Annotated in this window: 12 protein-coding genes and 2 tRNA genes; 8 read left to right on the forward strand and 6 right to left on the reverse strand. The window is 42.5% G+C overall.

Going from position 1 to position 12,429, the window contains the following annotated elements:
- The first annotated feature begins 119 nt into the window (after window positions 1-119).
- The 3 genes from ACWU4D_RS04495 (at window position 120) to ACWU4D_RS04505 (ending at window position 2,169) form a co-directional block, all read left to right on the forward strand.
- Window positions 120-206, forward strand: a tRNA-Leu gene (locus tag ACWU4D_RS04495).
- A gap of 14 nt (window positions 207-220) precedes the next feature.
- Window positions 221-294, forward strand: a tRNA-Cys gene (locus ACWU4D_RS04500).
- A gap of 336 nt (window positions 295-630) precedes the next feature.
- Entirely contained in the window at window positions 631-2,169 is a 1,539-nt protein-coding gene (locus tag ACWU4D_RS04505; RefSeq protein ID WP_456050198.1) for a methyl-accepting chemotaxis protein, read from the forward strand.
- 122 nt (window positions 2,170-2,291) lie between these two features.
- Here ACWU4D_RS04505 and trxC read toward each other — a convergent pair whose 3' ends face one another.
- Entirely contained in the window at window positions 2,292-2,735 is a 444-nt protein-coding gene (trxC, locus tag ACWU4D_RS04510) for a thioredoxin TrxC (RefSeq protein WP_456050199.1), read from the reverse strand.
- Between the two features lie 89 nt (window positions 2,736-2,824).
- Window positions 2,825-3,142: a DUF496 family protein gene (locus tag ACWU4D_RS04515; protein WP_456050200.1), complete on the reverse strand. Its 318-nt coding sequence runs from the start codon at window positions 3,140-3,142 to the stop codon at window positions 2,825-2,827.
- Window positions 3,143-3,329: 187 nt separating this feature from the next.
- Here ACWU4D_RS04515 and ACWU4D_RS04520 point away from each other — a divergent pair, with 187 nt between their 5' ends.
- The 4 genes from ACWU4D_RS04520 to ACWU4D_RS04535 are packed head-to-tail and all read left to right on the forward strand — an operon-like array spanning window position 3,330 to window position 5,732.
- The gene (locus tag ACWU4D_RS04520) at window positions 3,330-3,530 is read left to right on the forward strand and encodes a hypothetical protein (RefSeq protein WP_456050201.1); all 201 of its coding nucleotides are present in this window, start codon (window positions 3,330-3,332) and stop codon (window positions 3,528-3,530) included.
- Window positions 3,531-3,551: 21 nt separating this feature from the next.
- Window positions 3,552-4,199: a YceH family protein gene (locus ACWU4D_RS04525; RefSeq protein ID WP_456050202.1), complete on the forward strand. Its 648-nt coding sequence runs from the start codon at window positions 3,552-3,554 to the stop codon at window positions 4,197-4,199.
- A 3-nt stretch (window positions 4,200-4,202) separates the two neighbouring features.
- Entirely contained in the window at window positions 4,203-4,502 is a 300-nt protein-coding gene (locus ACWU4D_RS04530; RefSeq protein WP_456050203.1) for a GIY-YIG nuclease family protein, read from the forward strand.
- Window positions 4,503-4,559: 57 nt separating this feature from the next.
- Entirely contained in the window at window positions 4,560-5,732 is a 1,173-nt protein-coding gene (locus tag ACWU4D_RS04535) for a conjugal transfer protein TraF (RefSeq protein WP_456050204.1), read from the forward strand.
- 115 nt (window positions 5,733-5,847) lie between these two features.
- Here ACWU4D_RS04535 and ACWU4D_RS04540 read toward each other — a convergent pair whose 3' ends face one another.
- Together ACWU4D_RS04540 and ACWU4D_RS04545 are read right to left on the reverse strand one after the other, a co-directional pair.
- The gene (locus ACWU4D_RS04540) at window positions 5,848-6,543 is read right to left on the reverse strand and encodes a flagellar brake domain-containing protein (protein ID WP_456050205.1); all 696 of its coding nucleotides are present in this window, start codon (window positions 6,541-6,543) and stop codon (window positions 5,848-5,850) included.
- Between the two features lie 8 nt (window positions 6,544-6,551).
- Complete coding sequence (locus ACWU4D_RS04545) at window positions 6,552-7,073, reverse strand: hypothetical protein (RefSeq protein WP_456050206.1); 522 nt, start codon at window positions 7,071-7,073, stop codon at window positions 6,552-6,554.
- 202 nt (window positions 7,074-7,275) lie between these two features.
- On the opposite strand from ACWU4D_RS04545, the gene ACWU4D_RS04550 reads away from it, so the two are divergent.
- On the forward strand, window positions 7,276-8,754 hold the full coding sequence (locus ACWU4D_RS04550; RefSeq protein WP_456050207.1) for a cobyric acid synthase: 1,479 nt from the start codon (window positions 7,276-7,278) through the stop codon (window positions 8,752-8,754).
- A 71-nt stretch (window positions 8,755-8,825) separates the two neighbouring features.
- Here the strand turns inward: ACWU4D_RS04550 and ACWU4D_RS04555 are convergent, their stop codons facing one another.
- Window positions 8,826-10,076 carry a hydroxymethylglutaryl-CoA reductase gene (locus ACWU4D_RS04555; RefSeq protein WP_456050208.1) on the reverse strand — a complete coding sequence of 417 codons (1,251 nt, stop codon included), beginning with the start codon at window positions 10,074-10,076 and terminating at the stop codon, window positions 8,826-8,828.
- A gap of 161 nt (window positions 10,077-10,237) precedes the next feature.
- Window positions 10,238-12,403, reverse strand: a complete 2,166-nt coding sequence (gene yccS, locus ACWU4D_RS04560; protein WP_456050209.1) for a YccS family putative transporter — start codon at window positions 12,401-12,403, stop codon at window positions 10,238-10,240.
- Between the last annotated feature and the right edge of the window lie 26 nt (window positions 12,404-12,429).

Genomic DNA, 12,429 nt, shown 5'->3' on the forward strand with positions numbered 1-12,429 from the left:
TAATCATTTGAATAAAAAAGCAAATTTTATTATTGATCTATTGGGTAAATCGGTTAAAGTACGCCTCGTTCTCACGAAGAAATTCTTCGTTGATGGTGTCTCCATCGCAATATTGCGTTGCCCTGGTGGTGGAATTGGTAGACACAAGGGATTTAAAATCCCTCGGCGTTCGCGCTGTGCCGGTTCAAGTCCGGCCCGGGGCACCATTTGAGAATGATTAGGCGTGTTGGCAGAGTGGCCATGCAGCGGATTGCAAATCCGTGGACCTCGGTTCGACTCCGGGACGCGCCTCCATTAAGTATCTCACTTCCCCTCTATTCTCTATTATCAAATCGACTCTGAGCATCACGTCTCATGTTTCTGATTTAGAACGCTAACGTTATTGTCGTCATCATTTAGTTGCCGTGTAACCTTCAGTCGTAAATTCCAATGTGCAACATATACCAAACCTTCAGAACAATTTGACACAGTTAACAGAATACGCTGATGTTAAACGATACCTCATTGCATAACATGCACACTCCTAAGCTATGGACTATCTTTATTGAGCTTTCAGTAAAAAATAGCCAATCAAAACAATCGACATACTATGTAAACAACCAAAGTTTATATAGTCTGCAAGGACTCCCTATGAGCGATGAACGTGCACAATATTCAGATAGTGATAGCTTAATTTCGACGACGACGCCAAGTAGTCATATTACTTCCTGCAATGAAGACTTTTGTCAGGTTTCAGGGTATGAAGAAGAAGAGTTACTCGATCATCCACACAACGTGATTCGTCACAGTGATATGCCGAAAGAAGCATTTGCTCAGTTATGGCAATATCTTCAGGCAGGCAATAGCTGGATGGGTCTTGTTAAGAATCGATGTAAAGGGAGTGGACACTATTGGGTTTCGGCATTTGTGACGCCAATCAAGGGCGCAGATGGCTCAATTCATGAGTATCAGTCAGTAAGGACAAAACCTACCGACGAACAGATCAACCGTGCAACCGCGCTGTATAAGAAGATGAAGTCTGGCACAGTGACGGTACGACGAAAAAATTGGTTAACTTGGACCATGATACTTGTCGGTGTACAGATGGCCGCAATGGCATTGTTATTGACCAACATTATTTCCAACCAAGTCGGATTCTCGTTATTGTCTTTAGCTTTTGTTGGGCAGCTATTCACTTTGTTTAATTTACATTCACGATTTAAAGCCGTCCAATCTATCGCTTCAGAGGGGTATGATAACCCTCTAATGGAGTATCCCTATACTGGGTATTGTGACGACGTTTCGTCTATCGAACTCGCCTTGATTATGAAGAAAGCGGAGCTACGAGCTGTAACTGCACGAGCACACGATACGACGAGTTATCTTTTGACTTCTGCCGAAGATGAATCAGCGAGCAGCAAATCAATAGAACGTGAATTAGCAGAACAATATCATGCTACAGAAGCGATTGCAGAATCTTCTGACCAAATGTTACAGGCGATAGATGAGGTTGCTGAGCAAGCTCGTCAAAGCTCTGAATTCGCGAGTAAAGCTCGTCAAATGGGCATATCAGGCGTTGAAACGATCAACGATGCAGTGAAAACTGTAGAAGATTTAAGTGCAGAGCTTTCAGAGTCTCAGCAAGCACTTGAGCAACTGTATGCCGACGTTGGTGGTATTGAAGCTATTTTGGGGATGATCCAAGGTATTGCTGAGCAAACGAATTTATTGGCATTAAATGCCGCAATAGAGGCTGCTAGAGCGGGTGAAACAGGAAGAGGCTTTGCGGTCGTTGCAGATGAAGTGCGAGCATTGTCTGAGAAAACCAGTTCATCGGTTGGAGATATTCGAGATAAAATTGAAGTGTTGCAAACAACGGTCAATTCTACCGGAAATCTAATGAAATCGGCACAAGAAGCATCGGGAAGCAGCGTTCTTAAGTCCCAAGAAGGTAAAGCTGTATGCGAGGCGATCGTAGATGACTTGAAGAAGATGGGTGAGCAAAGCAACGAAACCTATAAAGCTATTTCAGATCAAGTTCAAGTAACTCAGGGAATGGTGGATCATGTTCACCGAATGAAAACTGCTTTAGATGCGACTCAATCTTTGTCTGAAAGTTCAGTTTCGCGTACAGATGGACTGGTGAGTCGGCTTGAAAGTTTGCAACGTCTGGTGGTTGGTTTTAAGTAAGTCGACCATTTCCTAAAAGAGAGTGTTGATTGATAAAAATGCGCCTTCACGTTGCTTTACGTGAAGGCGCATTTTATTTCTATATGTTTTATGAAGAGCCGTCTTCTGCGTGGCGAATTAATTTAGATTGGCTGTTTAGATAAGGCCTGAACAAGCCACTGAGAAAACTGAGATTTCGGTAAAGCACCATTAATCATGTCAAGTTGCTTTCCATTTTTGAAGACCATTATGGTGGGAATACTTCGAATTTGGTAACGAGCTCCAAGCGCCTGCTGAGCTTCGGTATCTATTTTGACGAAGCGGGCCTTATCTTCCATTTCTTTTGCCATATCTTGAAATACAGGAGCAAAGCCAATACAAGGATTACACCATGGTGCCCAAAAATCGATAACAACAGGAAGATGTCCAGATAGTATCGCCGATAGGTTGTTCTCTGTTCCTTCGAATGCATCACCATCAATCAATGGATGTTGACACTTTCCACACAAAGGGCGATTTTCTAAACGTTCTATAGGCAAGCGATTCATGCCCTTACAGTTCGGGCAGCGTGTTGTAAAGGTACACATAATCCATCTCTTTTTTGCGGTTTGTGTGCAATAAAAATGCCCAGAATTTGGGCACTTTATGTATTCCGCTTGTTAGAATTTATTGCTCACTATTTTTTAGGGTGAGTTTGTTGCTTGTCTTGCTCTGTTAGTTGAGCAATGCGGCGACTGATATCACGGCGTTCTTTAGATATTTCTGCACTTTTTATAATATGATCATCGACACGGTCTTCGTAATCAGATTTCATATTTTTTATGATGGCATTCACTTGTTCGAGCGTCATTTCTGGTTTGATGTAATCTAAAAGGTTATCAAGTAAGTCAACACGCTTGTTGTTATCACGAACTTTCTTTTCATTATCAATAAGCTCGCGCTTTAATCTGTTCTTACGACGTGCGAGTGACACTATTTCAAATACGCTATTCATAAACTATTCCTAGTTGTTATTTAAAGAGATTATCTTGATTAAATCACATCATTGGCGTCACGAATAGTCTTTACATCAATCAAAATGTTGCTTGTCTAGGAAATGGGCTTCACATCAATACTTCTATTTATCGTTATAAAAGTTTTATACTGTGCCCACTAAAATTTCGGCTGGACACGGTGTATTGATGATGAAGCCTTCCAACATCATTTTTCCTAAAGTAAAAGACTTACCAAAAGCATTACCCAAAAAAAATATGCTTGCTAAAGCGTATCTTACTGCTCGAGAGCAAGAGTTAATCACTGATATTGAATTACAACGATCAAATGTTATTGTTATGGATAATGCAGGTAATGTGATTAAGATTAAACTGCAACAAGAACATTAATATAGCTGAAAGGAGCGAAGTATGCCGCAAGCGTTAACCAAAATAGAATCAAGAGTTATTGGTTGTCTATTAGAAAAGGAAGTCACAACGCCAGATTACTATCCTCTTACTCTCAATAGTTTGACATCGGCATGCAATCAAAAAAGCAACCGTGATCCTGTTATGGACTTGTCAGATGCAGAAGTATTAGATGCCCTACAAGGCTTAATTTCTCGTCGACTTGTCAGTGATGAGAGCAGTTTTAATAGTCGTACCAGTAAGTACCAACACCGTTTTTGCAATACCGAATTTGGCGACTTACAACTCAGTGAACAAGAGCTAGGGGTTGTGAGTTGTTTATTGCTACGTGGCCCACAGACTCCCGGGGAACTGCGTACTCGAACGAATCGGATGTGCCAGTTTGCCGATGTTAAGGAAACAGAGTCTGTGCTCGAAGAGCTGCTTACAAAAGAGTATGTGGTGAAATTAGAGCGTGAGCCTGGAAAGCGTGAATCTCGTTTTATGCAATGCTTTTCTGATGACGATATATCACATTACCAATCGGAAAATGTGAGTGGAGCGCTATTGGATACAAAAGACTCTGATCGAGTATTCGCACTTGAACAAGATGTCGCGGAACTAAAAATTCAGGTAGCGCGATTAACTGAACAGCTAGACCAACTTATCTAACCTATGCCGAACCAATCGATATGGTCGGTATATTTTATTCGAACGCCAGATCAACGTTTGTACTGTGGGATCAGTGTTGATGTTGCACGACGCCTTCGGCAACATCAAAATGGAACTGGCGCGAAAGCACTACGAGGAAAAACACCCCTTGAACTCGTTTGGACGATGGAGATAGGGGATCATTCTGTGGCCTTACAGGTTGAGTATCGTCTGAAAAAGTTGCCGAAGATCAAAAAAGAAGCAATTGTAAGAGATGAATATTCAAAAAAGCGGCTATTTGAATATATAAACATTAGCAATTAGATAATTTGTACTATTCTTAACCTTGAGATGATATTTCAGCAAATAAGGTTAAAAAGTATGAATCAATACACAAAAATAGCAGTGCTGGTTGCTGGGTTTATTGCAAGTTCTTCAGTGTACTCAGCGACATGGGTTGCTGATGCGCGTGGTAACGCAATGGGTAATACTGGGGTAACCAGCGCCGATTTCGTTGTTGCTCCTTTCTATAACCCTGCATTGACAGCAGTGTATCGTGATGATCAAAACATTGGCGTACTTCTTGGCTTGAACGTAAATGCTAACGATCCCGATGAATCTTTATCTAATATTGATGATATTCAAACTCTTATCGATGACTTTAACGAAGCTGTAGACAATTCAAACTTTGCGAGTATCGATGCGAATACAGTTTCTGAGTTGAACACTCAACTTGATGATCTGGTTGATAATAGCGCAATCGGAGTCACAGCTGGTGCTGGCTTGGCAGTCGCGTTACCAGTTAAATCTGTCTCGGTAAATCTTTTTGCTCGCGCCTATATGGAATTGGTCGCTGATGTGAATGAAAGCAATTACGCGACAGGTGCAAATGATGCCGAAACGTTAGATAACCGAATAAATGCTTCTTCTGTCGATCTTGTTGCATTCGGCTACAGTGAAGTGGGTCTTGCGTTAGCGAAAATGGCTATGATTAATGGCGAACGTTTCTCATTCGGTGTTAGCCCTAAAATTCAGAGTTTAAGAACCTATAAACAAACCGTCACAGTTGAAGAGTTTGATGTTGAAGATTTCGATGAAAGTGAAGTGTCAAAGAGTGCATTTAACCTTGATTTAGGTGCTGTGTGGTTAAAAGGTGACTATCGTGTTGGGCTTGCAGTTAAAGATATGTTTAAGCAAGAAATTAAGACCTACGACAACCAAGATAACTACACCTTAGATCCTCAGGTCGTGGTGTCAGGTGCGTATGTGTCAGACTTTTTTACTGCGGCTGTTGATTTAGACCTTACTGAGCAAGAGCGCTTCTCTATGAGTGAAGACGATACACAATTTGCTCGTTTTGGTATTGAAGGAAATGCATGGGGTTGGGCACAGCTACGAGCTGGCTACGAAATCGATATGGTTGGATCGATGGAAAATAGTGTTACTGCCGGCATAGGATTTAGTCCGTTTAATGTCGTTAGTTTTGATCTTGGCGCATCGTATGCCGGTGAGAATCAATTCGGCGCTTCAACTAATTTAGAAGTTAAGTTCTAAATAACGAGTCCTAATTTAATAAGCAATAAATAGAGCCCAAATTAACAGTTGTTGATTTGGGCTCTAACTATTTGAGTTCATTGAACAGGTATATTGAAGGAATCAACTACAGCGATTAATGCGTTAGGTTATCCAAAACAGTGTGTTCAAATAGTACGTCTTTAAGCTCTTCATTGATGGTCAATGGAGGGAAGAAACGAAGTCCCACAAAGTGGCCGTTAGGCTGTTTTACCATATTGGCTACACGTGTATCGATGTGAGCACCTAAAACGGTCGTGAGAGGACTGTGTATTGATACTGAAAGATCTTTCTGTAAAAAATTATCGCTTGTTACTGCATCATCGCCGCTCACTAGTACGCCACACCCTGACACGGAGAAATCGACCAGCGTACCGTCGATCTTTCGATATCCATCTTGGTGATTAATGGTTGCCGGTAGCGATAGTTTAATTCGTTTATGCTGACGAATGGGCTTAGTCACGAAATGATGAGGCATGCGGACAAAAAGCATTGGAAAAGGTTGTAATGTACTTTGCAGAATCGAAGTCTCAAAAGCGACAATATGACCGAGTTCAGTATCACACATACCACGAAGCACAACTGTACTATTACTGAGCGTACGAACCAGCAGTGCTTCGTGTACTGAACGAGGGTAATCGAGCGCTAAATATTGATGGGCTTTGTAACCGATTAAACGCGTAGTGAATTGATAAGTGTCATGTGGACCAAACTCTATTTTTACGCGAAGCTTCATTTCAGAGGATAAATACCGACAGATATCCTTGCTTTTGTTGATTGGTGTAGCTGCCATTTTTATCCTTAAAATTCGAAACGAACACCGAGTGTTGTTTGTGGGCCCCATAACCCATTATTTCTAATTTGTGCGCCAAAGGTAAGTTGCGATGTTGAGTGGAAACGAACCCCACCTTCGATCAATCCGCCTTCATTTATTTGGCCTAACTTTCCATGAATTTCAAGAGTTTGTGTTAACCAAGCTCGCGCGCCGACATTGAGTTCTAGCATCATGCCATCGTCATGGTCGTTTTTATTTGCTTTGGTATAGTGAACAAGAAGTTGCCCATTAACATCCACAAAGGGACCGGCTGGTCCATTAAACCCGATTCCTCCTGCGAGATCGAATGCTTCGTTAAAGCGCTTATCAAGTCGACCGACGGTATGAAAGTTTTCTTGAATGTAAGTAGTAAACTCTGCGCCAATAGATTGTGGTCCCGAAGAGGCTCGGAATTCGAAAAAGTTGTAGTTAAAATTGTTCGCAAACGCTGTTGATGAAAACAGACATAACATTCCGGAGAAAGCGATATTCCACGCGCGACAAGTCATCTTTATTCCTATTTTCTATAACAGTATTAATTTGATAAAACATTGGTTTATACATTATAGGATAGCCACAAATACACGAAACGTTTAGGATTAGGCCCAATATTTATAAATATTCATCGATTTAGTGTTAAATCCATCCAAAATGTGCCGTCTATTGAGGCTGGTAACAACGAATATTGAGTGGGTTCGTAAGGATTTTCATATGGAACAAAGCTCTAAAGCCTTAATGGTTCAAGGTACAACTTCCGATGCTGGGAAAAGCGTCTTAGTCGCGGGTTTGTGTCGTGTATTAGCACGTCGAAATATTAAGGTTGCCCCCTTCAAGCCACAGAATATGGCTTTAAATAGTGCAGTGACAGCAGATGGTGGAGAAATTGGTCGAGCACAGGCGGTACAAGCATTAGCCTGTGGTATTGAACCGAATGTGCATATGAATCCGGTGCTGCTAAAGCCTAACAGTGATACTGGTGCGCAAGTGATCCTACAAGGTCGAGCATTGAGTAATATGGAAGCGACCAGTTATCACGATTATAAAAAGGTTGCGATGGAAACGGTGATAGATTCGTTTTCGCAACTCTCTGAACAATTTGACAGTATTATGATTGAAGGTGCCGGAAGCCCCGCGGAAATTAACCTAAGAGCCAATGATATCGCCAATATGGGGTTTGCTGAGCGAGCTGATATTCCGGTTATTATCGTAGCAGATATAGATCGAGGTGGCGTTTTTGCTCATTTATATGGCACGCTAGAATTGTTATCACCTTCCGAGCAAAATCGTGTGGTTGGCTTCGTGATAAACCGTTTTAGGGGAGATATCGCGTTATTGCAATCGGGTTTAGATTGGTTGGAAGAAAAGACCAACAAGCCAGTGTTGGGTGTGATTCCCTTTTTACATGGGTTGGATATCGAAGCAGAAGATGCCATCAACTCCAGTCAAAACTTGGAAGGTGAAGCAAAACTTAATGTTGTCGTGCCAGTGTTTACTCGTATTAGCAACCATACCGATTTTGATGTGCTCCGCAATCACCCTCAAGTATCACTGCGGTACGTTGGTAAGGGCGAGCGATTAGATAATGCCGATTTGATTATATTGCCAGGCAGTAAATCGACTCGCGCAGATCTTGAATACCTTTTTCAACAAGGTTGGGATCGCGATATTAAACGTCATCTTCGCTATGGCGGAAAAGTACTCGGTATCTGTGGTGGGTTTCAGATGTTGGGGCATAAGGTTGATGATCCTAGCGGTGTAGAAAGTGCCGCGGGAAGCAGTTCAGGTTTATCCTTATTGGATATGGATACTGAACTGACCGAGCAAAAACAATTGGCGAATGTATCGGGTACGCTCGTCATTGGTACATCAGAGGCCTTGGTTTCGGGGTATGAAATTCATTCTGGTGTCAGTTGTGCCCATGAGCAAAGCTCACTTCAACATTTGATTACCTTATCAAATGGGCAACACGATGGATATATCAGCGAATGTGGCCAGATAGCGGGAACCTATTTGCATGGAGTGTTAGATAACCCTGACGTAATCGGTTTGATCGCCAATTGGGTAAATGGAACGACATTGACCGGTTATAACCACAAGAACAAACAGCTTGAGGCGATTGATCGTTTAGCTGATGCCCTAGAAGAGTGTATGGATTTTAAAACGCTATGGCCCGATTTAGCGATGGATTAAAAGTAATGTGCCAAACGGCCTTGTGTCGTTTGGCTTTATAAGCTTTAGGGCTAGGTATTGAACGCTACGTATTAGATGTGGGTGTTTTTTCCACGAGCTAGCTTTTGATGTGCCCTTGAAAAATGCCCCGCGCAAAATGCTCCGACAATCGATAATTCGCCAGCTAAACATGTCGCTGCAGTAATTTCTGCCAACGCTTTTGCTCCGCCTGAGCCATATACGCCCAGAATGTCGAGACACGCTTTTTGTGTTGGCAGTCCGGTTCCACCGCCAACGGTACCCACCATAATGTTCGGCATGGTAATGGTGACATACAGATCACCTTGTTCATTTAAAACCATTCGAGTGACACCAATCGCTGACTCAGCAACACATGCCGCATCTTGGCCACACGCGATATACAGTGCAGCAAGGCCGTTTGCATAATGTGCATTCACCCCAACAGAGCCATTGAGCATCGCTCCTAAGGTTGAGATCTCAGCAAACTTAACCATTTCCTCAGGTGTGGTATGAAGGTATTTCTCGACAAGTGCTCGAGGAATGGAGATATCAGAAATCACTTTCTTTCCACGCACCTTAAGAAGGGTATTGGTGTTGGACTTTTTGTCTCCTGAAAGGTTGCCGTCTAGATACGCATGTTTTATGGCAACAGGTGAGTTCTGTTTAATGTAATCGAAGACCGCGTTGGTGGCGATGGTCACCATATTTTGTCCAGATGCATCACCGGTTAAATATTCAAATACTAAGAAGACATAGTTTCCCTCAATTTGAACATCGATCTTTTTAACTTTACCGTGTGACGTAGTTTGTTCTGCAATTAAAGTGAAGCGATTAAACTCGCTACTTGCCCAAGTGACGAAATGCGCTGCTTCGATAACGTCGTTGAACACAAAACAAGGAGTGCGGGAGACACCTTCATCTACGATAATACATTGAACTCCGCCCGCGGCATGGATAAGGCTTGCGCCACGATCATAGGAGGCGACCAATGCCGCTTCTGTGGTCGCTAGTGGGACAAGGTATTCTCCAGAAGCATACTGACCATTCACGAGTAGTGGTCCGGCTAAGCCTATCGGCAGGTTTGCAGTGCCGATAAAGTGCTCAATATTTTGCCGATAACACGCCATGTTATTTTGGGTATAGGAATCGAATAGAGCGTTTTTGATTGCCTCATCATCAATTGAATTCCAGCGCTTATCCACGAGTTTTTCGTTAAGTGATCCACTTTTTGGCAATGATGCCGCGACCTGACTCGACGAAGGGCTCGACGCGCAAGTTTCTTGCTCATTTACTAAGTTATTTTTCTTTAAATGGTGAGGCATGAATTAAACCAGAATCAAATTGAAGCTGGCATTTTACTGATTCATTCACCAAACACAATGTTAATAAGCATTTGGGAATTGCGAATTTGTAACGAGGTTTGGTCTTGTCCACAAAGTGTCAATCTTCTGAAAGTCAATTTGGAATTCCCTAATCGCTGGTATTAGCGTGTACGAGCCGCCAACTTAGATGCAAGAGAGTGAAGCTCAGGCAGTGCTTGATAAATAAGGTGCAATTGTTGTAACACTAACTTAGCGGAGCTGTCATCGTCATCACGCCAACTGGCAAGTCGTTGTTGCAGTCCTTTACTGTCAATCTCTCTCGTGTCGCAGGTGGGAGATTGCTGTTGTAGCTGCTGGTGCACAAGAGCTAAATGTTGATGAATAACTCGATGCGAGTCCAAAATTAGCTTGTGGACAGATTCATCTTCCAGACGGTCTCTGTGTGCTCCTAGGGCGGAGATATAACTAAGTAAGGCATGATTGAGAGTTAGAAAGCGAAAGCTCTCGTCAGTCGCAGTATGGTAACGTCCCGGTTCTGCAAGCATGTTATTGATTGCGGCCGTTAACGCCGCATCTTGATTGTGTGCTTCGCGTCGGGCAATTCGATAGGATAAGCTGTCTTTTTTTCCAATGCGATACTGACCAATGATCTGTGCAAGATACACTCTATTTTTTTCTATCGCTTCTGCCATTACGATGTGTAACCTTCGTGCATGCCAATCGGGTAAAATAAACGCGACCGCAAGTACGGCGAGAACACAGCCAATAACGGTGTCAAATAATCGCGGGATAATAATATTGAAACCCGCTCCAAGCTGGCTAAAGCAAAACAGGACTAAAATGGTGATAAATCCCGTTGCAAAAGCGTAGTTGTTAATTCTAAATGAAAAGAAAAGTACGCCAGACACGACAATAAAAGTAACCTGGCTTTCTTGTGAAGGAAACAGAGAAAGCAACACGCTTCCGATAATCAGCCCGGAAATTGTCCCAATTATGCGCAGCGTAATACGCTGCTTTGTCGCGGCATAGTTCGGTTGGCATACAAATAATGTAGTGAGTAATATCCAATACCCGAGTGATAAGTCTAATCCTTGAATTACCCCGTATCCAGCGGTCAAGGCAACGGACATTCTTATTGCATGTCGAAATAATAGTGACTCACGCGTTAAGTTGCTTTTAACGCGTCGCCACATATTTTCTAAGTTGTGGACATTGTGATCATCTAAATCTCTTTCATCCAATGCTTCAATTGTAGGTTGACTAATATTGTCGAGTTGCTTCGCGACGGTCGCTAAATTGTCGAATAAATAGCCCAGCTGGTTAAGTAGAGAATGCCACTCAGGATTTGACTGTTGTTTTAAATGGTCGAGAGAACGCTGCAATTCAGTCAGTGCTTTCGTTACGTTAGCATCATGTTGGTAAGCGTGATCGAGTTTGATGGATTTGCTTACGTCTCGGCAAGAACTGGCGAGGGATTCAATGACATATTTAAAGCGAAATAGCACATCACTGCGTTCAAATTGAGCGGCGAGATCTTGATAGCGGTAATGAGTGGAGCTTACACGTTCATGAATATCTTGTGCGAGAAAATAAATATTGAGAAAGCGGTTTTGACTGGTGTGGATATTGCCACGTTTGGAACGCGTTAAAAACGTTGTTTTACAGTTATTTAATGCAATTACAGTGGTAGCATTAAGGTTTGCTTCTTTGATGCGATAAGGTTGAGGTGAAAAATCATCCGATGGGTGAAATAACTCAGCTTTGAGATCGAGGTAATTGGCGATATTTTCGAAAACCAACGATAGACTGTGGCGCATAGGCTGGCGAGGTGCGACCACAGCCCAAATCGTCGAGACAATGAAATACCAAATAGCGCCTGTAAGCAGCAATATAGGCTGAAGCCAATCGCTGCCATTTTGGTTGGCTCCAATCATGGTGTAGATTGCGATCAACAATGATCCGAAGGAGATGCTGGCATAACGACTGCCGATCGCGCCAAGCATGGTGAAGCCAAAAGTGGAAATAAATAACCCAATGGCAAAATAAACTGGATAGTCGAACAATATTTCAATGGAATAGGTCGCAATGGCAAAGCAGGGAAGTGTGAATGAAATTGCTTTAAATCGCCCAATCAGGCCATCATCTTGTTCTGCCAGCGCTGCGGCAATAACGCCTAAGATTAGCGGTGTAATCCAAACATGAGCTTGATAAAACCAAGTGGGGATGACGACACCCAATAGAGCAACTAAAATCATTAGTGCGTAGTTAATGGTTTTGTTGTTCAAATAGCTTCGTAGATGATGTGTGAATGAATTTAGGAGAGACACTGGAAGTCAACAGTTAAGAAAGAACA

It is taken from the genome of Vibrio phycocola (assembly GCF_053850235.1).

Excerpts from the sequence above, each read along its gene's own strand:
- ACWU4D_RS04505 (WP_456050198.1), top strand. The coding sequence starts at position 631 with ATGAGCGATGAACGTGCACAATATTCAGATAGTGATAGCTTAATTTCG.
- trxC (WP_456050199.1), bottom strand. The coding sequence starts at position 2,735 with ATGTGTACCTTTACAACACGCTGCCCGAACTGTAAGGGCATGAATCGC.
- ACWU4D_RS04515 (WP_456050200.1), bottom strand. The coding sequence starts at position 3,142 with ATGAATAGCGTATTTGAAATAGTGTCACTCGCACGTCGTAAGAACAGA.
- ACWU4D_RS04520 (WP_456050201.1), top strand. The coding sequence starts at position 3,330 with ATGATGAAGCCTTCCAACATCATTTTTCCTAAAGTAAAAGACTTACCA.
- ACWU4D_RS04525 (WP_456050202.1), top strand. The coding sequence starts at position 3,552 with ATGCCGCAAGCGTTAACCAAAATAGAATCAAGAGTTATTGGTTGTCTA.
- ACWU4D_RS04530 (WP_456050203.1), top strand. The coding sequence starts at position 4,203 with ATGCCGAACCAATCGATATGGTCGGTATATTTTATTCGAACGCCAGAT.
- ACWU4D_RS04535 (WP_456050204.1), top strand. The coding sequence starts at position 4,560 with ATGAATCAATACACAAAAATAGCAGTGCTGGTTGCTGGGTTTATTGCA.
- ACWU4D_RS04540 (WP_456050205.1), bottom strand. The coding sequence starts at position 6,543 with ATGGCAGCTACACCAATCAACAAAAGCAAGGATATCTGTCGGTATTTA.
- ACWU4D_RS04545 (WP_456050206.1), bottom strand. The coding sequence starts at position 7,073 with ATGACTTGTCGCGCGTGGAATATCGCTTTCTCCGGAATGTTATGTCTG.
- ACWU4D_RS04550 (WP_456050207.1), top strand. The coding sequence starts at position 7,276 with ATGGAACAAAGCTCTAAAGCCTTAATGGTTCAAGGTACAACTTCCGAT.
- ACWU4D_RS04555 (WP_456050208.1), bottom strand. The coding sequence starts at position 10,076 with ATGCCTCACCATTTAAAGAAAAATAACTTAGTAAATGAGCAAGAAACT.